The following is a 23739-nucleotide window of genomic DNA, read 5'->3' as shown; positions in this document are numbered from 1 at the left end:
AGGTCGGGGCGCGGAGCCCTGACCGATTCACGAAGTACGCAATAGACCGGCTCATTTGCTTTCCGCCTGTTTCAGCTCCAGCACTTCTTTTGGCGTCACCATGTCGCCCTTGTTGTTGCCCCACGCGTTACGTTCGTAGGTCACGACGGCGGCGATATCGACTTCCGACAACTGCTTGCCGAACGCCGCCATGGCGGTGCCAGGTTTGCCGTGGAAAACGATGCTCAGGTGATCCTTGATCGGGCCGGTGGCGATTTTCGAGCCCTTGAGTGCCGGGAACATCGGCGGCAGGCCCTGGCCTTCAGCCTGGTGACAGGCGACGCAAGTGGTGTGATAGACCTTGTCGCCGCGCTCCTTGAGCTCGTCGAGGGTCCATTCCTTGCTGGTCAGCTCTTTAAGCTGCGCGGCTTCGGCCTTGCGCTCGGCGAGCCAGGTTTCGTAGTCGGCCTTCTCCTTGACCTCGACCACGATCGGCATGAAGCCGTGATCCTTACCGCACAGTTCGGCGCACTGGCCCCGGTAAATGCCCGGTTTGTCGACGCGGGTCCAGGCTTCGTTGACGAACCCCGGAATCGCATCGCGCTTGACCGCAAAGGCCGGTACCCACCAGGAATGGATCACGTCAGCGGAGGTCACGAGGAAGCGCACCTTGGCGCCGGTCGGCAGCACCAATGGCTTGTCGACCTCAAGCAGGTAATGCTCGCCCTTGGCTTCTTTGTTGTGGATCTGCTCGGCGGGGGTGGCCAGGTTGCTGAAGAACTCGACGTCCTGGCCCAGGTATTTGTAGTGCCACTTCCACTGATACCCGGTGATCTGGATATCGATATCCGGCTCACTGCTGTCGTACATCTTGATCAGGGTAGCGGTCGCCGGCACGGCCATCGCTACCAGAATCAGCAGCGGCACGATGGTCCACATGATCTCGACGCCGGTGCTTTCATGGAATTTTGCGGCGACCTGCCCGGTAGAACGGCGGTGCACCATCATCGACCAGAACATGGCGCCGAAGACGATGACCCCGATCACCACACAGATCCAGAAAATGGTCATGTGCAGGTCGAATACTGCGTGACTGATTTCAGTCGCTCCAGGCGCCATATTCACAGTCCAGGCCGCATTGGCCGGGCTGAAAATCGACCACAACAGGAGGCCCATCCAGACGTGTGGATGTCGCATCATTGCGGGTTCCCCTTATCGTTCTTGTTATCCCGCCGGCTTTCGCCTGCGGCAAGGGAGCGGCTGCATCAGACTACGAACTTGAATCGCCGAGCCTTGCTGCGGGTGCAGTCGGGCGTCATCAGCTAACTCCATTCACTGGCGAGTATAGACAGCGACTGGAAATTGCAATGTGAGGACGTAAATGACCTGAAATAGCGAAGACTTGCGTTCAAGGGCAGGAATGGAGAAGGATGCAGACGAGTGGTGGCCAATCGATATAACGCAGATGCATCAAGGATGAAATAATTATGACAAATGCGTCTTAGCATTTTTCGTAAGCCAGCTAACTTATGTCTTCCCTATTTCATTGCCTTGTACCCTGGAGTTTTCATGAACACCGCCGCATTGCGCGAGCAGATCCAAAAAGCCCAACAGCACGAGAAAGAAACCGGCCTGCTGACCCGTCAGCTGGAAAGCAAGCTGCCTCATTTACACCCGGCGATCCAATTGCCGGAAGCCGACGCCCAAGGTGTGCTGACGCGTTTTGTCGCCGCCTACATCGATGAAGTACCGGACCTGCTGGATGCAGCCAATGAAGTCGCCAGGGAAGCGGGAATCGAATCGCAGATCAAACCGGTGCTCAACATCGCCGAGCAGTACTTCCTCCAGCCGCCAGCCATCATGGCCGGGCACGTTGGCCTGGACAGCCTGCTAGACGAAGCCTATCTGGCGCACCGTTTTGTCGAAGAGGTCAATGACCTGTACATCAAGCATTTCGGCCAGCCCCTGATCCCGTTGGACATGACGGTCGCCAACCTGATTGCTCACCAATTGATCGGTGAGGAATTTGCCAACCAACTGGACGAAGCGGTGCATCACGCCATCGACGAGATGCTCAACGACGAAAGTTTTGCGCTGGAATCAGTCGAGATCTACCGCGACAAACTCAGCAGCCCTGAGACCGGTGCGGCGTGGAAACGCTGGCCTTGCATGAGCCGCCGATTGGGTGTGGGTTTGGAGCTGGATCAGCCTGCTGCGTAATCCAAAGCCAACACAAATCATTGTGGGAGCTGGCTTGCCAGCGATAGCGGTGGATCAGTCAACATCATCGGTGACTGAAACTCCGCCATCGCTGGCAAGCCAGCTCCCACAGGGTTTGGATTCACAACGAATTGTTTAGCCGGCCGCGCCGATTCCGGTATTGGTCCGCACCCTGCCTTCAAGCCTACGCTTCAACCCCCGCGACTCGATCACAAGCTTCGACCCCTTGGCCCCATTCGCCCGGCCCCATTCTTCCAGCAACTCCAGACACGAATGGTCGATGTAGCTCAGATTATTGAGCGGCACATGCACCGTCGAGCCTGCTGGAATGGTGTTCAACACCTGGGTCAGCGCCGGTACTTTGAGGAAGGTCGCCGCGCCGATCAGGCGTAACTCCATTTCCCCTGCCGGCGGCAGGTCGATCAAGCTGATCTTCAGGCGTGAAGCCTTGAAGGCCAGTTTCACCAGCGTCAGACCAAAACCGATCAGCACACCGGTCAGCAGGTCAGTGAAAATGATCGCCAGCGCCGTGGCGGCGTAGGTGAACATCGGCATCCGCCCATAACGGCTCAGACCACGGAAGGCTTTCAGGTCGACCAGTTTGAAACCGGTATACACCAGCACACCCGCCAGACTCGCCACCGGAATGCTTTGCAGCACGCTCGACAGCAATAGCACGAACGCCAGCAGCCACAGACCATGGAAGATCGTCGAGTAGCGCGTGGTTGCACCGGCCTGGACGTTGGCCGAACTGCGCACGATCACCCCGGTCATCGGCAGTGCGCCGAGCAGACCGCAGAGCATGTTGCCGACACCTTGCGCCGAGAGCTCACGGTCGAAGTCCGAACGCACGCCATTGTGCATGCGGTCTACCGCGGCGGCCGACAACAGGGTTTCCGCGCTGGCGATAAACGCCACGGCGAACGCGGCGATCAGCAGCGTCGGGTCGGCCAGACTGAGCAGGTCCGCCGGTTTCAACCAGTCAATGGCTTCCGCCAGATTCGCCGGCACCTCAACCCGCTTCACCTGCAACGCCAGCAGTAGACTGGCGCCCGTCGCCAGGCCCACGCCGAGCAATGCACCGGGAACAAACCGCAGCGAGTGCGGACGGAATTTCTCCCACAGCCACATCACCGTAATCGTCGACAACCCGAGCAACCCGGCCTGCCAGCCAAACGACGGCAAGGCTTGCGCCACCGCCGCTGGGAATGCCGTGAGGTTATCCAGCCCGGAAGGTTTCGGCGAAGCATCGAGCATCACATGCACCTGTGACAGCACGATCAACACGCCAATCCCCGCCAGCATGCCGTAGACCACCGCTGGCGCCGTGACCCGAAACCAGCAGCCGAGCTTCAGTCGCCCGGCCACCAGTTGCAGGAAACCGGCGAGCAGCAAAATCGGCCCAAGCATCTCGATACCGTGCTGGCGCACCAGCTCGAACACCAAAACCGCCAGCCCCGCCGCTGGCCCGCTGACCTGTAACGGTGAACCCGCCAGCCAACCTACCACCAGACCACCGATGATCCCGGTGATCAAACCCTTCGCCGGCGGCAACCCTGAAGCGATTGCAATGCCCATGCACAACGGCAGGGCGACCAAAAACACAACCACGGATGCGAGCAGCTCCCGTGGCAACACAGCTTTCAATTGAGCAGCACGCATGGTGATTCTCCCGAAGTTTTCTTCAGGCATGGCGAGGCCGCGCCGCTGAAACAGCGGCCGGCGTCAAACCACACAGATTGTCAGGAAGATTTAGAAGCGCGCTTTGGGCGTCGCCACCGGAATCGGATGGCTGCCATCGAGCGGCAGGAAACGGCCCTGATCCGCGTCGTAAGCTTTGATTTCACTGGTTTCGATGTTGTAGACCCAGCCATGGATGAACAGATGACCGTTCGCCATGCGTGAGGCTACCGAGGGATGGGTACGCAAGTGCTGCAATTGGGCGATGACGTTTTCCTCGGTGAGGATCGGCATGCTCTCTTTTTCGTCGGCGCAGTGACAGTTCTCATGCACCATGGTTTTCGCGACTTCGGCATGGCGCAACCAGGCTTTGACCGTCGGCATTTTTTCCAGGCTGTCGGGATTGAGCACCGCACGCATGGCGCCGCAATCGGAGTGGCCGCAGATGATGATGTGCTGCACGCCCAGCGCCAGTACCGCGTATTCGATGGCGGTGGAAACGCCGCCGTTCATCTGGCCGTACGGTGGCACGACGTTGCCGACGTTACGCGTCACGAACAGATCGCCGGGCGAGCTCTGGGTAATCAGTTCGGGGACGATGCGCGAGTCGGCGCAAGTGATGAACATCGCCTTGGGCGCTTGGGCCGTGGCAAGTTTTTTGAAGAGTTCTTCCTGCTGGGGGAAGACCTCATGATGAAAATGCAAAAAGCCGTCTACGATCTGTCGCAGCGCTGCATCGGCGGATTCCGCTTCAGGGGTTTGCGCCGACGCAGCCAGCGGCTGTTTATCCTTGTCACTCATGATTCATCCTCTTTGGCGGATTCAGGGAGTCTTGCCCCGGTATTCCGGTATGAAGCCAGTGGCTGTTTAAAACATCCGGGTCATCCCGACCCGTCAGTCACTCGATGAACAAGGTAGCCGCCGAAACTTAACTCAAACTGAATCAAACGCTCTAGAACGTGTGTTCCAGGTCACAAAAAACGTGACTGAGGTTTTCGGCGGAAGGTTTCCAACCCCTCGACCATAAGGCAATTGTCGCTAAATCAACGACATCTGGCGACCCGGCGGACAGAAGGCCGTGCAATCGAGGTTGTAGCCTTCGCGATGATTGAGACCCAGACGCTTGATCGCCTTGGCAAAGCGCTGGGCGAGCAGATCGGCGAACGGCCCTTCGCCCCGCATGCGCGCACCGAAACGGCTGTCATAAAGCTCACCGCCACGGCTCTGGCGAATCAGGCTCAGCACATGCGCCGCCCTTTGCGGGTAGTGCGCTTGCAGCCATTCCTCAAACAACGGCGCCACCTCCAGCGGCAGGCGCAGCATCATGTAGGCAGCGCTTTGCGCACCGGCGGCGTGGGCTTCGGTGAGCAAGCCTTCGATCTCGCTGTCGTTGATCATCGGAATCATCGGTGAACACAGGACACCGACCGGAATGCCCGCTTCGCGCATCACCCGGATCGCCCGTAAACGCGCCTTGGGCGCTGCGGCGCGCGGCTCGAGGATGCGTTTGAGTTCGTCGTCCAGCGTCGTGAGGCTGATCATCACGGCCACCAGCCGCTGCTGCGCCAGTTCGGTCAGCAAGTCGAGATCGCGCAGGATCAGCGAGCCCTTGGTGACGATGGTTATCGGATGCCGATAGCGCAAAAGCACTTCGAGGATCTGACGGGTGATCTTGTGTTCGCGTTCGATGGGCTGATACGGATCAGTGTTGGAGCCCAGATTGATTGGCGCGCATTCATAGCCACGTTTGTTCAGTTGCTCTTCCAGCACTTGCGCAGCGTTGGTCTTGGCGATCAGCTTCGTTTCAAAGTCCAGCCCGGGCGACATGTCCCAATAGGCGTGGCTGGGCCGAGCGTAGCAATAGATGCAGCCATGCTCGCAGCCGCGATAGGGATTGATGGAGCGATCAAAGGGCAGGTCGGGGGAAGTGTTGCGGGTAATGATGGTTTTTGCGGTTTCGATCATCACCTCGGTGTTTTGCGTTTCGGGCACTTCCTGATACCAGCCATCGTCCTCCGCCACCGAGCGGTTTGGCGCGAAGCGATTGTGCGGGTTGGTCCCGGTGCCGCGGCCGCGAGGGGGGAGAGGGCTGATCATTGGGCGAATCTCGTGTCTGTATATGCATACAGTATATGAGCAAGGCCTGGACGATCCAGTACCGTTCGGCCAGAGAAAAGCCGTCGCGGGTCATTCTTGCGATTCTGTTCGCTGTTTATATAAATAGTTAAAACCAGGGACAACCCGGGAAACATATGTTTAGTTGTGAAGGGAAGTTATCAACTATAGCCTTCGCAACTTACCGGCACTGATGCCTGTGTATTAATTATAAAAGGATTTAATTTATGTCGTTTCTCAATCAGCGTGGTGTTTTTCTGCAAATGATGCTGCCGGGCCCATCGGAACCCAATACCGTTGTTTCGATGCAACTTGCGCGCAAGGAACTGGGCTGGGACGCGGAGGAGCAGCTGTCGACCGAGTCCTTGGTCGATTCGATTTATGTTGTCGCGGTGTCCAGCGATCATGGCAAGTCGTTCATCATCCGCACCGACAAAAAGGATGTTGACGGGGACGGCGATATTGATGGTGATGACAAGGCCAAGTTGGAGGCATTGGCCAAGGCTTATGTGAGTATCGTCAATCCTTGAATGGCTTCTTGAAGCATGGGTCATCACGACAAGTTGCAACAAAAACCCTGCATGAATGATTCATGCAGGGTTTTATGTTTTAGTTGTGGCTAGTTACCTGGCCAAGATCATCACCAGACGTTGTTTTCATATCGTCGGTGCGCAGTCCAACGACGTCTTTGGCCGACACCGGCGCGCCCTTGTTGCCCCAACTACCACGAATGAAGCTCACCACATCCGCGACTTCCTGATCCGATAACCGCCAGGCGAAACCAGGCATGGTGAAAGTCGATGGCGCAGTGTGCGTCGCGGGCAATGTGCCGCCCTTGAGCACAATGTGAATCAGTGAGGTCGGGTCGTCTGATTGCAACACCGGGTTGCCTGCCAGCGCCGGGAATACACGGGTGTAACCGTGACCGTCGGTGCGATGGCATGCCGCGCAGTTGTCGATGTACACCGAAGCACCGCGCTGACTGTCGTCGCCGTTCCACAGGGCTTTGGCGGCTGTCGCGTCGTACTGATGCGGCTGATCGTTCGGATCACTGGCCGGCAACGACTTGAGATAGCGCGCAATCGCGGTCAAGTCGGCGTCGGTCATGTACTGCATGCTGTGGGTGACCACATCGCTCATGCCGCCGAACACGGCGCTGCGATCACTGCGGCCGGTCTTGAGGAATTGCACCAGTTGCTCCTCGCTCCAGCTGCCGAGACCATCCTTGTGATCGCCACGCAGACTCTTGGCGATCCAGCCTTCCAGCGGCGCACTGCCGGCCAGAAAGTGGCTGCCATCGGCCGCACTCAGGGATTTTTCCTGCATGGTCAGGGCACGTGGCGTATGGCAGGCGCCGCAATGTCCGAGCCCTTCTACCAGATACGCCCCACGATCAATCACCGGGTCGTCTGACGTCGACTTGTAGTCCTCGACCTTCGGCGCAAACATCCAGCGCCAGCCCATCAGCGGCCAACGCATGCTCAACGGCCATGGGATGTCGCTGGCCTTGTTCTCTTGCGCGACGGGTTCCACGCCGTGCATGAAGTACGCGTACAACGCTTTCATGTCGGTTTCGCTGACACGGGCGTAGGACGGATACGGCATCGCCGGGTACAACGTACTACCGTTTTTGGCGACGCCATGACGCACAGCCTGATCAAAGTCCTCGAAGCTGTAATCACCCACGCCGGTTTTATCCGGGGTGATATTGGTCGAGTAGATCGTGCCGATCGGCGTTTCCATTGGCAGGCCCCCGGCGAACGGCTTGCCGTTTTTCGCGGTGTGGCACGCCACGCAGTCACCGGCGCGGGACAGGTATTCACCCTGCTTGATCAAGGATTGATCGACTTCGGCCGCCTGCAAAGCAGCACTGCCGAGCAGCGCAAGGGACGCGATAACAAACTTCTTCATGGTCATCGCTCCTTAAGCCTGAACCAGCGGGCCGGGGTTTTTCAGGTATTGCTCACGGATCGCCTTCGCCGACCAATAGGTCAGCGCCGCGACCAGACCGGTCGGGTTGTAGCCCAAACCTTGCGGGAATGCCGAGGCGCCCGGAACGAAGACGTTGTGCACGTCCCAGCTCTGCAGGTAACGGTTCAACGCACTGGTTTTCGGATCGGTGCCCATGATCGCGCCGCCGTTGAGGTGGGTGGTCTGGTACGACGCCGTATTGAAGTGGTCGCCGACTTTCTTGCCGATCACCGCAATGGCTTTGGGGCCCATTGCTTCGGCGACCTTGCCCATTTTCTCGACCATGAAGCGGTTCATCTTGATGTCGTTTTCCTGCCAGTCGAAGGTCATGCGCAGCAGCGGCAAGCCGTAGGCATCGCGGTACACCGGATCTAGATCGAGGTAGTTACCTCTGTAGGACTGATGCGCGCCGTGGGCGTCCATCGACACCTGGTGGGTGTAGTAATCGGCGGTCGCGCGTTTCCATGCGCTGCCCCAGGCTGGTGTGCCCGGCGGGTTCGAGGTGCCGGCAATCGGTCGGCTGCCAGCCTGGTTGACCCACATGGGCGATCCGCCGACGAAGCCGTGCGGGCCGTGGTCGAAGTTGTCGGCGTTGAAGTCATCCAGCGCCACACCGTTACCGCCGGCCCCGATGAAGTTGTTGGTGTGGGTGTCCTTGTCGAAGAACGCCTTGATCGTTGCCATGTTCTGGTAAGCGAAGTTGCGCCCGACCACGCCTTCGCCGCTGATCGGATCGTAAGGCTTGCCGATCCCGGAGAGCAGCATCAGTCGCACGTTGTGCAACTGGAACGCGCCGAGGATCACCAGATCCGCCGGTTGCTCGATCTCCCGGCCTTGCGCATCGATGTAGGTGACGCCGGTGGCTTTGGTTTTGCTGCTGTCGAGATTGACCCGCAGCACATGGGCGTTGGCCCGCAGCTCGAAATTCGGCAGCGGTTTGAGCGCCGGCAGAATGTTCACGTTCGGCGAAGCTTTGGAATACATGTAGCAAACGTAACCGCTGCAAAATCCGCAGAAGTTGCACGGGCCCATCTGCGCACCGTAGGGATTGGTGTACGGCCCTGAAGTATTTGCCGAAGGCAGGTTGTAGGGTTTGTAACCAACCTCTGTGGCTGCCTTGCCGAACAGCTGTGCGGAAACCGTGTTCTTCTGCGCTTCCAGCGGGAAAGGGTTCGAGCGGTCCGGCGCGTAAGGGTTCCCCCCCTTGCCCTGACCGACCAACTGACCTTTGACGGTCCAGGCCTGACCCGAGGTGCCGAAGACTTTTTCGGCGTAATCGAAGAACGGCTCCAGCTCTTCATAGCTGACGCCGAAGTCCTGAATGGTCATGTCCTTGGGAATGAAGCTTTTGCCGTAGCGCTCCTCGTAGTGGCTGCGCATGCGCAACTCGATCGGGTCGACGCGAAAGTGCACGCCCGACCAGTGCAGCCCGGCACCGCCGACGCCATTGCCCGGCAGGAACGCGCCCAACTGGCGGTTCGGCAGAGCGATGTCGTTGACGCTGTGGCGAATGGTGACAGTCTCTTTGGAGATGTCCTGAAAGAGTTTTTTGCGCACGCTGTAGGTGAGTTCGTCGATCACTTGCGGATAGTTGCCGTCGGGGTACGTGTCCTGCATCGGCCCGCGCTCCAGCGCCAGCACATTCAGACCTGCTTCGGTCAGCTCTTTGGCCATGATCGCGCCAGTCCAGCCAAAACCGACGATCACTGCGTCGACCTTCTTCATTACGGTTGCCATGCTTACGCCCTCTCGCCGCGAATCGAAACTGCCGGGAAGGGGTATTGCTCGTTGCGTTCCACCCAATCCATGAAATCGGCGCGGGCGCCGGGGAAGCCGATCATGGTCCAGCCGACCATGCCTTTGTTGCCGCCGTGGATCGGGTCGCAGAAGAACCCTTCCTTGGTGTTTTGCAGCAGCAGATTGAAGAAAATCTTCGCCGGAACGCTATCGAACTGCGGTTTGCCGGCTTCGAGTTGCTTGAGCAAATCGTCTCGGGTAGCGCTGTCTTGCTCGGCAAATGTTTTACCGTTGAGGGCTTTTGTCCACTGATCCGTGGCGGCGATGCCGAGGCGATAGATCTCTTTCGGGACCAATTTGCTCTGCCAGCCCATCTCCGGCGCAGCGTCGGCGTTGAACGGTCCTTGCATGTACCACAGGGCGCCAGCGGCATACGGCGTGTTCATCTGGCGGTCGATGTATTCCGGCACACCGGCTTCGATCGCGCCTGGGCCTTGAGCATCGGCAGGAATCAACTGCGCCACGGCGGCATTGATGAAGGCCCATTCCTCGGCGGTGAAATAGCTCGGCTGATAAACGCCCGCGTCAGCGCGAGTCGGTGGCGCTGCGGGTGTGGCCGGTGCGGCTTGAGGCGAGGCATGCAGGACACTGCTGCCCAAACCGGTGCCGGCGAGGGTGACCACTGGAATCAGGGTCAGAGATTTGCGTAGAAAATCACGCCGCGGGTTGTCTCGATTCTCATCAGACATTGGGTTGCACCTCATCAGGCATCAAGATTGGTCAACCGTTTCTGCGAACGGCTATAGGATTTGCTGTCGCGACGTGGCCGGTTTGACCCGTAAAAGGGGAGGGCGTCTGCAACAAGATGTGACAAATGGTAGCAGGCTAAGCATCTGAATGAGTCGATAAGGCGCAAAAAAGACTGGAATTGCAGGGTGAGAGTTGAGGGAAGAATGCCGATTCACGCTTCTTTGACACCCGGCTCACGGGGCTTTGACCGCCAAACCGCGACGCTGAGGCTCCTGTCACTGAAAATCCCGATACGGTTAATCCAGCATGTCCCGAGTGCATCTTTTTCCTGCTGTGGGCTTGTCGCTTGTCATGCTCTTGCAGGTGTTGCCGGCACAGGCTGCCGAGCCTGCGGCCCTTCGTCCTGCGGAATGGGCGCAGCCGATTGAAGTGCAATACAACCTGTTCCAGATGTCGCCAACGCTGTACCGCAGCGCGTTGCCCGATGACGGTGCCGTGCCGTTATTGAAGAGTCTGAAAGTGGCCACGGTCATCAACTTCCTGCCCGAAGCCGATAGCAACTGGCTGTCCACGCCCGGCATTCATCAAGTGCAATTACCGTATCGCACCAACCACGTCGACGACAGTGATGTGCTCAAGACCCTGCGTGCGATTCAGGAAGCCGAGGCCAGTGGCCCGGTGTTGATGCACTGCAAGCACGGCTCCGACCGCACCGGGCTAATGGCCGCGATGTACCGCTTAGTGGTGCAAGGCTGGAGCAAAGAGGACGCTCTGAACGAGATGACCCAAGGTGGTTTTGGGGAAAGCGGCCACTTCCACGACAGCGTGCGCTATGTGATGCAGGCTGATGTCGACAAACTGCGTACCGCGCTGGCCAATGGTGATTGCAGCACCAGCGCGTTTGCGACCTGTTCGCTGAAGAGCTGGTTTCAAACGGTTAATCTGAAGTGATCAATCGGTGGTGGCTGCAAAGAGTGGCGTGTCGACCGGTTGGCCGAGAAAGGCTTCCAGCGCGGTCAGCAGCGAGCCTGAGTCGCCAGGGGCAAAGAACGCCTCGCGAAAAGCGCGGCCCGTTTGCGGGTCGAAAACCCCGTCCCGCTGGAACCGCTTGAACGCTTCGGTCGCCAGTACCCCTGACCACTTGTAGGCATAGACTGACGCTTCGTAACCGGTCACCAGGTAATCAAAGCCAAAGGCGAAACGATGATAACCCGACAGTCGCAGGTGCGACATCTCGCGTTGGACATCCTCGAAAACCTGTTCGATGGTGCGGCCATCACCCTGACTGCGGTGCAACTCCAGATCAAACAACGCCGTCAGCAGCAACATGGCGGTTGATCGACTGGTCTGGGCGCCAAGCGCAGCCAGTGCGGTGTTGACTCGCGCCGCCGTCAGACGTTCGCCGCTCTGGTAATGCGCCCCCAGCCACAGCAGAAAGTCTGGAGACTGACACCAATGCTCGAACAGCTGCCCGGCGAATTCCGCCGTGTCGCGTCCCAGTTGAGAGATCCCCGCGAGGTTGCGATGGGGCGAACGCGTCAGCACATGCTGCAAACAATGGCCGAACTCGTGAAACAGCACCCGCAGGTTTTCGTGGGAGAGCAGGCACGGGTGCGCTTCGGTGGCAGGCGGGAAATTGCAATTGAGGCAAGCGATCGGCAGCGCTGGTCGCCCCTCGGCATTGATGCTGCGAATACGTAGCACGGAGGTGAACGCAAAGTCCGTGGCGTCTTCACGGTGGAAAGGGTCAACGTAGAGGTGCCCGATCACTTGCCCGTGCTCGCTGACATCCAACAGCCGGACGCTGTCATGCCAGTGGCTGAGTGCTGTCTGCTCGACGATGGTGATGCCAAACAAGTGCTCGCAGAACCGGCAGAGTTTGCGCAGCGTGTCATCAAGCGAAAAATACTGACGCAAGCCTTTTAGCGCCCCGTTCAACTGCTGCAGGCGTAATTGCTCGGCCAGAAATTCCTCATCCCACGGCTGGATATCTGCATACCCCAGGGTGAGCGCAAAGGCTTTCAACGCCTGCGTATCGCTCAGCAGATGTGGCGTATTCAGTACGACTTGCTGGCGGATAAACGCACTGACTTGCGTGGGGGACGTGGCCATACGGTCTGCCAGGCGCAACTCGACGAAATTCTCGAAACCCAATAGTTGAGCTTTTTCGTGGCGCAACGCGACCAGCACCGACAGGACCGGATCGTTGTCGAGTTTTTCTGCCTGCGGACCTTGATCAGAGGCGCGGTTGATCCAGGCCGTGAAGTACTCTTCACGCAGCGCGCGGTTTTGCGCATGAGTCATGAGTTGTCGATAGGTGTTCTGATCCAGCGTGAGCAGCCAGCCGCTGTGTCCAGCCGTTTTCGCCTTGAGGGCCAGTCGTGCCTGTACCTCGGCAGACAGGCCTTGAAGTAGTGTGATGTCGTTGATTCGCTTGCTCCACGCGGCGTTGGCCAGTTCCAGATTGCTTTGAAACAACTGCTCCAGATTGCGGATATCCCGGTTCAGGCGGGCAAGTTTTTGCTGTTGCGCGGGCTGCAGTTCGATACCGGACAAACGGAAACTGCGCAGAATCTTCGCCAGCGAGGCTTTGCGTTGATCATCGAAACTGGCGGCAACCGCACTCTGTGCCAGGCGTTGATAGGTACGGTACAACTCGAGATTGGCGGTTTTGTCATCTATGTACCGGCCTGCAGCGAGGCTGCTCAACGCGCTTTCCCTGAGCCAGTCGGCGTCGTCGGATTTGACCGTCGATAGCGTGTCGATAATGCCCACTGCTTCGGTCAGGCGCGCATCGGCCGAATCGATGGCCACCACCAGATCATCCCAGTTTGGATGCTCTGTCTGGCTGGCGATCACGTGAGCAATGATCTGCTGGTTTTCGGCAACGATTGCGTTAATGGCGGGCAGCAGATGCTCGGCGCGAATGTCCGACCACGGGGGCAATGACCAGTGTCGTAAAAGCGGATTGGTGTCAGGCATGACGTCTTCCTTGAGGGTTGGCTGAAAGGGCCAGCCTAGGCAGGAAGCGCAGGGGAAGGGCGGTAGATAGTTACCACCTTCCACCGCTGATCGGTGGAAGGTGGTACTGACTCAATGTGGCTCGTCAGGCTTTTTCGCAAGTTTCGGATTAGGGAAAAACTGCACTGCCTGGACTTTCTTGTCCGCTGGCGGTTTCAGCGCGCTGGTGTTGACCCGCGTGCCCAGCTCTTTTGGAACCGACAGCCCTTGCTCGTTCAGCGTGTCGGAGTAACCGCAGGCCACGCATTCGCGGTGGGGCACGGTGTCCTCGTTCCACATCATCAGTCTGTCCGGCTCGCTGCACGCCGGGCAGACAGCCCCGGCGATAAAGCGTTTTTTGGTGATCACTGGCCCCTCACTCATGCTGCCGCGCCCTCGGTCAGGCCGCTATGACGCAACAGTGCGTCAATCGATGGCTCACGGCCACGGAAGTCGACGAACAGCACCATCGGCGCTTGCGAGCCGCCGCGCGCCAGAATCGCTTCGCGGAAGGCGCGACCGGTTTCAGCGTTGAGCACACCGTCTTCTTCGAATTTCGAGAACGCATCGGCCGACAGCACTTCCGCCCACTTGTAGCTGTAGTAACCCGCCGCGTAACCGCCGGCGAAGATGTGCGCGAAGCTGTTGGGGAAGCGGTTGTAGGTCGGAGGACGCATCACCGACACCTCGTCACGCACGCCTTCGAGCACTTGCAGCGGGCTGCGGCCATCACCGTGAGTGGCATGCAGTTCGAAATCGAACAGCGAGAACTCCAGCTGACGCACCATCATCAGGCCGGACTGGAAGTTCTTCGCCGCGAGCATTTTTTCCAGCAGGTCCTGAGGCAGCGCTTCGCCGGTTTCGTAGTGACCGGAAATCAGCGCGAGGCCTTCCGGCTCCCAGCACCAGTTTTCCATGAACTGGCTCGGCAGCTCGACCGCATCCCACGCCACGCCGTTGATGCCCGACACGCCGGCATGCTCGACGCGGGTCAGCAGGTGATGCAGGCCGTGGCCGAATTCGTGGAACAGCGTGGTCACTTCATCGTGGGTCAGCAGCGCAGGCTTGCCGCTGTCGGCCGGGGTGAAGTTGCACACCAGATTGGCCACCGGGCTTTGCAGCACGCCGTCGACAGTACGGCGACGGTCGCGGGCGCCGTCCATCCACGCACCGCCACGCTTGTTGGCGCGGGCATACAGATCGAAGAAGAAGCGGCCGACGTGCTGGCCGTTTTCCTTGATTTCGAACAGGCGAACATCCGGGTGCCAGGTGTCGAAGCCTTTCTGCTCGGCGATCTCGATGCCGTACAGACGCTGGACGATGGCGAACAGACCACCGAGAACCTTGTCGATCGGGAAGTAGGCGCGCAGGGTTTCCTGGGCGACGCTGTAGCGTTGTTCGCGAAGTTTTTCGCCGTAGAAACCCACATCCCAGCTTTGCAGATCAGCGCAACCCTGCTCGGCGGCGTAGGCGCGCAGTTGCTGCAGATCTTGGGCGGCGAACGGCTTGCTGCGTTTGGCCAGATCGCGAAGGAAGCTCAGCACCTGATCGCTGGACTCGGCCATTTTGGTAGCAAGGCTCAACTCGGAGAAACTGGCGAAGCCCAAGAGTTTTGCCAGCTCCTGACGCAGGTCGAGAATTTCTTCCATCACCGGACCGTTGTCGTTCTGACCGGCGTTCGGGCCTTGATCCGAGGCGCGGGTGCAGTAGGCGGCGTAGACTTCTTCGCGCAGCGCACGGTCCTGGGCGTAAGTCATTACCGCGTAGTAGCTTGGGAATTCCAGGGTGATCAACCAGCCATCGAGGTCCTTGGCCTGGGCCGCGGCAGCCATTTGCGCCTTGGCCGAATCGGTCAGGCCGGCGAGGACGGCTTCGTCGGTGATGTGCTTGGTCCACGCTTGAGTGGCATCGAGCAACTGGTTGGAGAAACGGCTGCCCAGCTCGGACAGCTTGCTTTGCACTTCGGCGTAGCGCTTCTGTTCAGCTTCCGGCAGGTCGATACCCGACAGACGGAAGTCACGCAGGGCATGTTCCAGGATCGTTTTTTGCGCGACGTCGAAACCGGCGGCTTCCGGGCTGTTGGCCAATGCTTCGAAAGCCTGGAACAGTTCGCGGTTCTGGCCCATCTCGGTGGAGTAGGCGCTCAATGCTGGCAGGCACGACTCGTAGGCTTCACGCAATTCGGCGCTGTTGCACACAGCATTGAGGTGGCTGACCGGACTCCAGGCTGCGCCGAGGCGATCATTGAGTTCGTCCATCGCCAATACCAGGCCGGCCCAGGTAGGGTTGTGGCCTTGGCTCTTGAGGATCTCGGCGATGGCGGCGCGGTTGTCGGCCAGGATGGTTTCGATGGCTGGCAAGACGTGTTCGGCACGGATCGTGGAGAACGGCGGCAGGTCGTAGGACTGCAGAAGAGGGTTGTTCACGCTCACGGTTGGCACCTTGGCTGGAAGAAACATGCGCCCATCTTAATTACAATCGACACTCACCGCAGCTATCGGCGACAGAGAGAGAACTAATCGTGTCCCTTCGCAAATACCAGAACCATACCCCGCAGTTGAGCAAAGGCGCCTTTGTCGACGGCTCCGCGGTGGTGATCGGCGACGTCGAAATCGGCGAAGACAGCTCCGTCTGGCCGCTGACCGTGATCCGCGGCGACATGCACCGCATCCGCATCGGTGCCCGCACCAGCGTGCAGGATGGCTGCGTGTTGCACATTACCCACGCCGGCCCGTTCAACCCCGATGGCTTCCCGTTGTTGATCGGCGATGATGTGACCATCGCCCATAAAGTCATGCTGCATGGCTGCACCGTCGGCAGCCGCGTGCTGATCGGCATGGGCAGCATCGTCATGGACGGCGCGGTGGTCGAAGACGACGTGATCATCGGCGCTGGCAGCCTGGTGCCGCCGGGTAAGCGTCTGCACAGCGGCTTCCTTTACGTGGGAAGCCCGGTGAAACAGGTCCGGGCGCTGACCGACAAGGAAAACGCCTTCTTCACCTACAGCGCGGCGAACTACGTGAAGCTCAAGGACCTGCACCTGGCCGAAGGCTACGACACACTCTGAATCGAATTCGCGACTGCTCAGGAATATTCATGCATTACCAGACCGTACTGTTCGACCTCGATGGCACCCTGACCGATCCGCGTGAGGGCATCACCCGTTCCATCCAGTTCGCGCTGAGCAAACTTGGCATTGATGAGCCAGACCTGACCAAGCTTGAGCACTTCATCGGCCCGCCGCTGTTGCAGGCATTCATGCAGTTTTACGACTTTGATGAAGCGAAGGCGTGGGAGGCGGTGAATTTCTATCGCGAGCGCTTCAAGGTCACCGGTCTGTATGAAAACCGCGTGTTCGAGGGCGTCACGCCGCTGCTGGAAACCCTCAGTGGCCAAGGTCGGCAGCTCTACATCGCGACGTCCAAACCCTGGGTTTTCGCCCGCGAGATTGCCCGGCACTTCGACTTTGCCCGGCACTTCAAGGTGATCTACGGCAGTGAGCTGGATGGCACGCGGACCAACAAGGTTGAGCTGATTGCGCACCTGCTCGCGGAAGAAAGGCTGGACCCGGCGAACACCTTGATGATCGGCGATCGCAAGCACGACCTGATTGGCGCGCGCAGCAATGGTCTGGACGCGGCGGCGGTGGGTTATGGCTTTGGCAGCTTTGAAGAGTTGAATGCCGAGGCGCCGGCTTATCACTTTGAAACGCTGGCCGAGTTGCATCAGGCATTTTTGCAGCGCTGATCTGATTGCCTTCGCGAGCAAGCTCGCTCCCACATTAGACTTGCATACGATACAAACCTCCTGTGGGAGCGAGCTTGCTCGCGAAGAGGCCTTTCAGCCGCCCGAAATCTGCGAGTCTGCCAAGGCTTTCAATGCTGCCTTTCGCTCCTCCACCGGCAGACCACCCAACCTTCGCACCTCAACATAAAACCTCAGCCAATCCCCCCCAACCTGGCTGAACAACGCCGCTAACGCCGGCACCCATTGGTCATATAGCCCGAAGGGCAGCAGCCGCGCATTGTTGAGCGGCGTATTCACCCAGGCGTCATAACGCTTGTCCCCGGCCCACTGACTGTCCCGCATCACCCGGTAATCCCGGCGAAACTGCTCGAACTCGGCTGCTTTGCGCTCGCGCATCTGCTCGACGGGCAGCGGCTGTGCATACAACGTCTCCAGCCGCGAGCGCGTAGCAAGTACCAACGCAATGAACTGATCACGCTGCTTGAGTCGGGAGTGGGTATCCGCCGGCAATCCGCGAAACGCCCGCCATTGCCGAGTACCTTCCTGCTCGACAAACGTGGCAAACGACTCGTTGAACTCGGTGTCGTCCTTCACATAGAACTGCTGATGCGCCAGTTCATGGAAGATCAGCGTGGCCAGGCGTTCGTCGCCCCAGCCCATCATCGAATTGAGGATCGGGTCGTTGAACCAGCCCAGCGTCGAATAGGCCTCGACACCACCAATCGACACGTCCATGCCCTGCAAGCGCTGAATCGCAGCTTCACCCCGCGCGGCGCTCTGGCTGTAATAACCGCGATAGGCCACGCACCCGGCAATCGGGAAACAGTGGTTTTGCGGGGTCAGGGAAAACTCTGTGGTAGCGAACACATTCCACACCACGAAAGGCCGGCCAATGTCGGCGTACAGGCGATAACTCTGGTTGTCCGGCAGATGCAGGTGCTCGCTGGCAAAAGCCCGGGCCTGCTGCGACTGGGCCAGGTGTGTGCGTAATTTCGCATCGCGGCTCGGGTCGGCAATCACGTTGGCGACCGGTTCGCGGGCCTGCAGCAATTGCCACTGACCGCTGGCCAGCTGGCTGTAATAGCTGACGCTCGCACAACCGTTGAGCAACAAAAGCATCACACCCGGAAACAAAATCCGAAAAACGCGATCAAGTAACCGATGGCTTGGAAGCGGCCTGATCAAAATAAGAAACCCTCTGGAAAGTCTGCCCGCAAGACTATCCCGCCCATTGGAGCTTCGCTATGCGCATGTTGATGCTGACAGGAGGCCTGCTGACGCTGGCCGGTTGTGCCGGATTCGGAATGCCCGATCCGGACCCTTCGCAAGCCTGGATCGATCTCGATGCCCGGCAGCAGGACACGGCGCTACAGGCGCTGCAAGTCGATAGCAAGGCTGCTGTCGACAAACGTTATTTCGAGGTGCAGCCCGGCAGTCATGAACTGAAGGTGCGTTATCAATTCCCGGTCGAGGCGACCAATATCGGTCCGGACGCCGAGCCGCTCTGGCGTGATTGCCAGTTGAGCGTGAAATTCAAGGACTTCAACGCCGGTCAGCGTTATCAGTTGCAGGCCGGCAGTATCGGTTTCCGCCCGTGGGCGAAACTCTATGACGAGCAGCGCAAAGTCGTCGGACAGGGTACGCCGGCGGGCTGTCAGAAAACCTGATCGGCGCTATTCTGGCGGTCTCATCCAAAGGACATTGATCATGCGCAGGTTGACGCTGTTGCTTGCAGCAAGTGTGGTTGCCGGCTGCCAGAGCCCGATGCCGGCGGTCGATCCCACCATGGCCTGGGTCGACTTTGCCATGCCCACTCCTGGTGGCAAGGTGTTAATGGCCGATCGAGTGGACAAGCAAAGGATGACCGACGGACGTTTTTTCCAGGTCACGCCGGGGAGTCACGAACTGAGGGTGCGTTTTGATTTCGAGGTGTTTGGCGGCGGTCAGGGTATGGACACCGATCCGCAGGAGCGGCTCTGTTACATGACCGTGCGTTACGATGATTTCGAGGCCGGGCAACGTTATCGGCTGGAGGCACGGTCGCTGGCCTTCACGCCAAGCGCCCGGTTGATCAATCGCCAGGGGCAGATCGTTGCCAAGGAACGGCAGATTAATTGCGTACCTTGAGCGACTTCAGTCGTTGTTCTTCTGATAGACGATCGATTTGGTGCCGTTTTCACACGAGCCAACGACCATGGCAATGTCGTGCTTGTCGCCCTCTTCCTTGCTGACGATTTCCAGCGTGTAGGACGGCACCGCTTTAGCCTGAATCTTGATTTCGATCTCTTTGCGGAGTTCTTCGCAGTCTTTAGGTGCGGCAAAAGCGGAGGTGGCCAGTGCACTGCAGAGAATCGCCAAGCCAATACGTTTCATGAGTGAAGCTCCTTGAGGCAGCGCGCACGGGCGTGCGCTGAAGCTGCTGTCACGTATACGACCACATTTTTGAAACGCGAGTTCTGACTTCGCTCACAAACTTTGATCAGCCTTTGCCTCTGTGCTGTTTTCCAGATCGCCTTCGCGAGCAAGCTCGCTCCCACAGGGTTTTGTGGCGTTCAAATAACCTGTGGGAACGAGCTTGCTCGCGAAGGCGTTGGCACTGCCAACGCCAGAATCAGCCTTGGAACATCAGCTGACCAGCGAAGCCTCAAGGGTAATCTTCGCATTCAACACCTTGGACACCGGGCATCCTTCTTTGGCTTTGTTGCTGAGCTCTTCAAACTGCTCTTGGGTCGCGCCCGGGATTTTCGCCTTGAGAATCAGCTTCACCGCAGAGATCGCAAAACCGCCCTCAACCTGATCAAGCGTGACTTCAGCCTGGGTGTCGATGCTGTCGGCCTTGAGGCCGGCATCGCCGAGAATCATCGAAAACGCCATGGAGAAACAGCCGGCATGCGCCGCGCCGATCAGTTCTTCCGGGTTGGTGCCTTTGCCGCCCTCGAAGCGCGCCTTGAAGCCGTAGGGTGCTTCTCTGAGGACGCCGGTTTCGGTGGAAATCGAGCCGATGCCGGTTTTCAGATCACCTTCCCAATGTGCGGATGCTTTCTTCACGATAGCCATGTCTGCCTCCTCAAGATCTGGCGCGGGACGCCGCGCCTTCGTGGTTTTTGCTTGCAAGGCTTCTGAGGATAGACGTCGGGACAAAGTTCAGCCTATCTGAATCGTTGACTTTTTTAGTAGGATTTTTCTTCCTCCTATTGAAACTCGGGTATATGCCCTCATTGCATAGAACACGCTTATGGATTCGGCAGGTTTTCGTTTGCGAGAAGAACCTGCCTCCTCACTCGGAGACGCAGGTTTATGAAGCAACTGTCCGACGTAAAATTTTCCACCCTCGATCTGGTGCCCGTGCGCGAGAACGGCAGCCCGGCGCAGTCGCTGCGCAATTCGCTGGACCTGGCGCAGCACGCCGAGAAATTCGGTTACACGCGGTTCTGGGTGGCTGAACACCACAACATGGACGGCATCGCCAGTTCCGCCACCTCGGTGCTGCTCGGTTATCTGGCGGGCGGTACCTCGACCATCCGCGTCGGCTCTGGCGGGGTAATGCTGCCTAACCATGCGCCCCTGGTGATCGCCGAACAGTTCGGCACGCTGGAAAGCCTGTATCCGGGTCGGATCGACCTCGGTTTGGGCCGGGCGCCGGGTTCCGATCAAATGACTGCCCGCGCGCTTCGCCGTGAGCGTTCCGGCAGTGCTGACGACTTCCCGGAAGATGTTGCCGAACTGGTGCGTTATCTCGGCCCGCGCACCCCGGATCAACGGGTGATCGCGATGCCCGGCACCGGCACCAATGTGCCGATCTGGCTGCTCGGTTCCAGCCTGTTCAGTGCGCAACTGGCCGGCGAGCGCGGTTTGCCCTACGCCTTCGCCTCGCATTTCGCTCCGCGCTTCATGCACGAGGCCATCCGCGTCTACCGCAGTCACTTCAAGCCGTCGGCGGTGCTCGACAAGCCGTACGTGATGCTCGGTGTGCCGCTGGTGGCGGCGGACACTGATGAACAAGCCGATTACCTGGCGACTTCGGTGTACCAGCGAATCCTCGCGTTGATGCGTGGGCAAAGCCTGGTGCAGCGCCCACCGGTAAAAACCATGGATGGCCTGTGGCTGCCCCATGAACGTGAAGCGGTGGGAGATTTCCTGGGGCTGGCAATGGTCGGCAGCCCGGCGAAAATCCGCGCGAAACTGCAGGTGCTGATTGAGCAAACCGAGGCTGATGAGCTGATCTTTACCTCTGACTTGTATGAACATGCCGATCGCGTGCGTTCATACGAGTTGCTGGCGCAGGTGATGAAGGGCTAGAGAGCCCTAACCCGCCCCCGGAGGGAGCGGGGACTGACCGAGGCGCTCGGGCGATGGACATCGACTTGAGAAACCGAGTCGAGTCCAGCCCTTGAATCTCGCGCAAATCCGCCCCCTCTCCCTTGGGTGAGGGGCTGGATCGGGGCCCAGCCATTCATCAAGCCGTACCCTGCAGACACAAAAAAGCCGACGCATTCGCGTCGGCCTTTGCATTTCAGGCGCAATCAACCGCGTTTGTAGACAATGTCCTTGGTGCCACCTTCACAGCTGCCGACGACATCGCCGCCAGCCGCGGCACCCTTGTCGACGATCTCCAGCGAATACCCGGAAACGCCCTTGGCATCCAGTTTCGCCGCAATCTCTGCCTTCAGATCTTCACAAGGCTTGCCGGCTGCAAATGCACCACCCGCAAGGCTCAACAAACCTACTGCCAACATGAACTTCTTCATCGGTCGCACTCCCTGGTCGGATTAAAAGAGGCGGGCAACGGGTTATTCACCCGATGTGCCCACCTTGTAGCGCTTTGCCATTCCTATGGCACTCGGCCAGCGCGCAAGTTCAGAAGCGTAGACCAAACTCAGCTACTGGCGATGCGGAACCCGACTTTCAGTGTCACCTGAAAGTGCGCAGCTTTACCGTCCTTGATGTGGCCGCGCGTCTCGGTCACTTCAAACCACTCCAGATGCTTGATGCTTTTGTTGGCTTCTGCCAACGCGTTGTTGATGGCGTCTTCGATGCTGGTTGGGGACGAGCCGACCAGTTCGACTTTCTTGTACGTGTGGTGGTCAGTCATGGTGATCTCCTTGGGATGTGGAATTGAGACTAGCAGTGAATTTGCACTGTTGATTTCGGCGCCGTTGCGCAAGCGAAGTTCAGAATTTCTGCACTTTCTCAATCCGCTGAAGTCCCAACCAACACACGCCACTCATCACCAATGCAGGAGAGCCACCATGGCCAACACCTCTTTACGTAAAGCCTCATTGCAAAGCATGGAAGCGGAGATCGAGAGTCTGCTCAAGTCGTTGGAAGGCCTGAAGGACGACGCTTCCGACGAGTCGCGCAAGACCCTCAAGGCGCTGAAAAGCAATGCCGAAAGTGCGCTGAAACATTCGCGTCACCTGCTTAGCGATGCCTACGAAGAAGTCAAAGTGAAGACCCGCGAGACCGGGATCGCCACCCGCGATTACGCGCAGGAACATCCATGGACCACCGCCGGTGTTGCGGTGGGTGCTTTGGGTCTGCTGGCCGCTTACTTGCTGTTCAAGCGCGGCGAGTGATCCGGCTGGCGCAGCTCTTGTTTGAGCCATTGCGCCAGTTGCCGAGCGCGCCCATCCGCGGCGCGCTTGGGTAGCCACAACGCCAGTTGCGCCGGGGTTTCGCAGAAGCCCCACGGCGCAACCAGGCGCCCGGCCTTCAAGTCTTCGGTGACCAGCGGCTCCGGCGCGATAGCCACGCCAAGGCCCGCCACTGCGGCTTCCAGCAAATAATACAAATGCTCAAAACCTTGCCCGAGCTTCAACGCCTTGGCGTCGAGGTGATTTTGCTGTGCCCAGCTCGGCCAGGCTTGCGGCCGCGATGTCGTGTGCAGCAAGGGTTCGTCGAGCAGCGCGGAGGCGGGCGCCGTTTGCAGGCGTTGATATCCGTTGAACAACGGGCTCATGACGGGGCCGATGCGTTCTGCGGCCAGTTCATAGACCTGCATGTCTGCAGGCCAGGGTGGTTCTGCGAACAGCAGTAACGCGTCCAGTCCCGGTCGCCTCGGGTCGAGATCGCCTTCACCCGCCGACAAATGCAGGCGCAAATCCGGCAGATCGGCATTCAGTCTTCCCAGTCGCGGGATGAACCAACGCGCCAGCAAGCTTCCCGAGCAGCCGAGCACGAACGGCGCATCGGCTGTACGTTGCGTCAGCTCGGCACAAACACTGCGCAAGCGATCAAACGCCTCGCCGCTGGCATCGCGTAAACGCACACCGGCATCTGTGAGTTTCAAGCCGCGCCCATCCTTGACGAACAGGCTGACGCCAAGGTGTTCTTCGAGCACCTTGAGCTGGCGGCTGACCGCGCCATGGGTCACGTGCAGTTGTTCGGCGGCTTGGCTGACGCTGTTCAGCCTGGCAGTGGCTTCGAAGGCGCGCAAAGCGTTGAGCGGGGGAAGGTCGTGGCTCATGGTATATGTGAGTTTTCCTGACAGGTTGCGGCGATCTTATCGGTTTTCAGCATAGAAGGTCAGGGGTAGAGTGG

25 protein-coding genes are annotated in these 23739 nt (G+C 59.0%); 9 read left to right on the top strand and 16 right to left on the bottom strand.

Annotated elements, in window-relative coordinates; translation table 11 throughout:
* Window positions 1-51: 51 nt before the first annotated feature.
* The gene (gene coxB, locus AB4P91_RS04775) at window positions 52-1179 is read right to left on the bottom strand and encodes a cytochrome c oxidase subunit II (protein ID WP_150595850.1); all 1128 of its coding nucleotides are present in this window, start codon (window positions 1177-1179) and stop codon (window positions 52-54) included.
* A 369-nt stretch (window positions 1180-1548) separates the two neighbouring features.
* Between coxB and AB4P91_RS04770 the strand changes: the two genes are divergently transcribed.
* Entirely contained in the window at window positions 1549-2199 is a 651-nt protein-coding gene (locus AB4P91_RS04770; RefSeq protein WP_150593265.1) for a hypothetical protein, read from the top strand.
* Window positions 2200-2334: 135 nt separating this feature from the next.
* On the opposite strand, the gene AB4P91_RS04765 is transcribed toward AB4P91_RS04770, so the two are convergent.
* The 3 genes from AB4P91_RS04765 to AB4P91_RS04755 all read right to left on the bottom strand — a co-directional run bounded on the left by AB4P91_RS04765 (window position 2335) and on the right by AB4P91_RS04755 (window position 5976).
* On the bottom strand, window positions 2335-3861 hold the full coding sequence (locus tag AB4P91_RS04765; protein ID WP_395604415.1) for a SulP family inorganic anion transporter: 1527 nt from the start codon (window positions 3859-3861) through the stop codon (window positions 2335-2337).
* A 90-nt stretch (window positions 3862-3951) separates the two neighbouring features.
* Window positions 3952-4680 carry a carbonic anhydrase gene (locus tag AB4P91_RS04760; protein WP_047299211.1) on the bottom strand — a complete coding sequence of 243 codons (729 nt, stop codon included), beginning with the start codon at window positions 4678-4680 and terminating at the stop codon, window positions 3952-3954.
* Between the two features lie 237 nt (window positions 4681-4917).
* Window positions 4918-5976 carry a PA0069 family radical SAM protein gene (locus AB4P91_RS04755; protein ID WP_395604414.1) on the bottom strand — a complete coding sequence of 353 codons (1059 nt, stop codon included), beginning with the start codon at window positions 5974-5976 and terminating at the stop codon, window positions 4918-4920.
* Window positions 5977-6221: 245 nt separating this feature from the next.
* Between AB4P91_RS04755 and AB4P91_RS04750 the strand changes: the two genes are divergently transcribed.
* Complete coding sequence (locus AB4P91_RS04750) at window positions 6222-6524, top strand: hypothetical protein (RefSeq protein ID WP_150688218.1); 303 nt, start codon at window positions 6222-6224, stop codon at window positions 6522-6524.
* A gap of 79 nt (window positions 6525-6603) precedes the next feature.
* Here AB4P91_RS04750 and AB4P91_RS04745 read toward each other — a convergent pair whose 3' ends face one another.
* Genes AB4P91_RS04745 through AB4P91_RS04735 form a run of 3 tightly spaced genes read right to left on the bottom strand, consistent with a single transcriptional unit; the run spans window position 6604 to window position 10451 of the window.
* Window positions 6604-7905 (bottom strand): c-type cytochrome, encoded by a 1302-nt coding sequence (locus tag AB4P91_RS04745; protein ID WP_395604413.1) that lies wholly within the window; start codon window positions 7903-7905, stop codon window positions 6604-6606.
* A 12-nt stretch (window positions 7906-7917) separates the two neighbouring features.
* Entirely contained in the window at window positions 7918-9702 is a 1785-nt protein-coding gene (locus AB4P91_RS04740) for a GMC family oxidoreductase (protein WP_150593260.1), read from the bottom strand.
* A gap of 2 nt (window positions 9703-9704) precedes the next feature.
* Window positions 9705-10451, bottom strand: a complete 747-nt coding sequence (locus AB4P91_RS04735) for a gluconate 2-dehydrogenase subunit 3 family protein (RefSeq protein ID WP_150593259.1) — start codon at window positions 10449-10451, stop codon at window positions 9705-9707.
* Window positions 10452-10758: 307 nt separating this feature from the next.
* Between AB4P91_RS04735 and AB4P91_RS04730 the strand changes: the two genes are divergently transcribed.
* Window positions 10759-11403 (top strand): dual specificity protein phosphatase family protein, encoded by a 645-nt coding sequence (locus AB4P91_RS04730; RefSeq protein ID WP_395604412.1) that lies wholly within the window; start codon window positions 10759-10761, stop codon window positions 11401-11403.
* Here the strand turns inward: AB4P91_RS04730 and AB4P91_RS04725 are convergent, their stop codons facing one another.
* From AB4P91_RS04725 to prlC, 3 genes are all read right to left on the bottom strand, one after another.
* A complete protein-coding gene (locus AB4P91_RS04725; RefSeq protein WP_395604411.1) occupies window positions 11404-13434 on the bottom strand; it encodes a M3 family metallopeptidase in 2031 nt (676 codons plus the stop codon).
* A 111-nt stretch (window positions 13435-13545) separates the two neighbouring features.
* A complete protein-coding gene (locus tag AB4P91_RS04720; RefSeq protein ID WP_150595845.1) occupies window positions 13546-13836 on the bottom strand; it encodes a YheV family putative zinc ribbon protein in 291 nt (96 codons plus the stop codon).
* A complete protein-coding gene (gene prlC / locus AB4P91_RS04715) occupies window positions 13833-15911 on the bottom strand; it encodes an oligopeptidase A (RefSeq protein ID WP_395604410.1) in 2079 nt (692 codons plus the stop codon). Before prlC ends, AB4P91_RS04720 begins: the two co-directional genes overlap by 4 nt.
* A 62-nt stretch (window positions 15912-15973) precedes the next feature.
* Between prlC and AB4P91_RS04710 the strand changes: the two genes are divergently transcribed.
* Both AB4P91_RS04710 and AB4P91_RS04705 read left to right on the top strand, forming a co-directional pair.
* Window positions 15974-16519, top strand: coding sequence for a gamma carbonic anhydrase family protein (locus AB4P91_RS04710; protein ID WP_042556988.1), 546 nt, complete (start codon window positions 15974-15976; stop codon window positions 16517-16519).
* Between the two features lie 29 nt (window positions 16520-16548).
* Entirely contained in the window at window positions 16549-17199 is a 651-nt protein-coding gene (locus tag AB4P91_RS04705; RefSeq protein WP_395604409.1) for an HAD family hydrolase, read from the top strand.
* 93 nt (window positions 17200-17292) lie between these two features.
* On the opposite strand, the gene AB4P91_RS04700 is transcribed toward AB4P91_RS04705, so the two are convergent.
* Entirely contained in the window at window positions 17293-18384 is a 1092-nt protein-coding gene (locus AB4P91_RS04700; protein ID WP_395604408.1) for an aminopeptidase, read from the bottom strand.
* 59 nt (window positions 18385-18443) lie between these two features.
* Here AB4P91_RS04700 and AB4P91_RS04695 point away from each other — a divergent pair, with 59 nt between their 5' ends.
* Window positions 18444-18866 carry a hypothetical protein gene (locus AB4P91_RS04695; protein WP_150593251.1) on the top strand — a complete coding sequence of 141 codons (423 nt, stop codon included), beginning with the start codon at window positions 18444-18446 and terminating at the stop codon, window positions 18864-18866.
* 40 nt (window positions 18867-18906) lie between these two features.
* Window positions 18907-19326, top strand: a complete 420-nt coding sequence (locus AB4P91_RS04690; RefSeq protein ID WP_150593250.1) for a hypothetical protein — start codon at window positions 18907-18909, stop codon at window positions 19324-19326.
* A 6-nt stretch (window positions 19327-19332) separates the two neighbouring features.
* Here the strand turns inward: AB4P91_RS04690 and AB4P91_RS04685 are convergent, their stop codons facing one another.
* Together AB4P91_RS04685 and AB4P91_RS04680 are read right to left on the bottom strand one after the other, a co-directional pair.
* Window positions 19333-19572, bottom strand: a complete 240-nt coding sequence (locus AB4P91_RS04685) for a DUF1161 domain-containing protein (RefSeq protein WP_150593249.1) — start codon at window positions 19570-19572, stop codon at window positions 19333-19335.
* Window positions 19573-19824: 252 nt separating this feature from the next.
* Complete coding sequence (locus AB4P91_RS04680; protein ID WP_042556994.1) at window positions 19825-20256, bottom strand: OsmC family protein; 432 nt, start codon at window positions 20254-20256, stop codon at window positions 19825-19827.
* A 240-nt stretch (window positions 20257-20496) separates the two neighbouring features.
* Between AB4P91_RS04680 and AB4P91_RS04675 the strand changes: the two genes are divergently transcribed.
* The gene (locus tag AB4P91_RS04675) at window positions 20497-21498 is read left to right on the top strand and encodes an LLM class flavin-dependent oxidoreductase (protein ID WP_395604407.1); all 1002 of its coding nucleotides are present in this window, start codon (window positions 20497-20499) and stop codon (window positions 21496-21498) included.
* Between the two features lie 224 nt (window positions 21499-21722).
* Here AB4P91_RS04675 and AB4P91_RS04670 read toward each other — a convergent pair whose 3' ends face one another.
* Entirely contained in the window at window positions 21723-21947 is a 225-nt protein-coding gene (locus AB4P91_RS04670; RefSeq protein WP_150593247.1) for a DUF1161 domain-containing protein, read from the bottom strand.
* A gap of 128 nt (window positions 21948-22075) precedes the next feature.
* Window positions 22076-22291, bottom strand: a complete 216-nt coding sequence (locus tag AB4P91_RS04665; protein ID WP_042556997.1) for a dodecin — start codon at window positions 22289-22291, stop codon at window positions 22076-22078.
* A gap of 157 nt (window positions 22292-22448) precedes the next feature.
* Between AB4P91_RS04665 and AB4P91_RS04660 the strand changes: the two genes are divergently transcribed.
* Window positions 22449-22775 (top strand): YqjD family protein, encoded by a 327-nt coding sequence (locus tag AB4P91_RS04660; RefSeq protein ID WP_042556998.1) that lies wholly within the window; start codon window positions 22449-22451, stop codon window positions 22773-22775.
* On the opposite strand, the gene AB4P91_RS04655 is transcribed toward AB4P91_RS04660, so the two are convergent.
* Window positions 22748-23665: a LysR family transcriptional regulator gene (locus AB4P91_RS04655; RefSeq protein WP_395604406.1), complete on the bottom strand. Its 918-nt coding sequence runs from the start codon at window positions 23663-23665 to the stop codon at window positions 22748-22750. The genes AB4P91_RS04660 and AB4P91_RS04655 overlap by 28 nt on opposite strands.
* Between the last annotated feature and the right edge of the window lie 74 nt (window positions 23666-23739).

The sequence above is a fragment of the Pseudomonas sp. B21128 genome (assembly GCF_044218865.1).
Classification (GTDB): domain Bacteria; phylum Pseudomonadota; class Gammaproteobacteria; order Pseudomonadales; family Pseudomonadaceae; genus Aquipseudomonas; species Aquipseudomonas iridis.
This window is presented reverse-complemented; position numbering and strand designations above follow the sequence as displayed.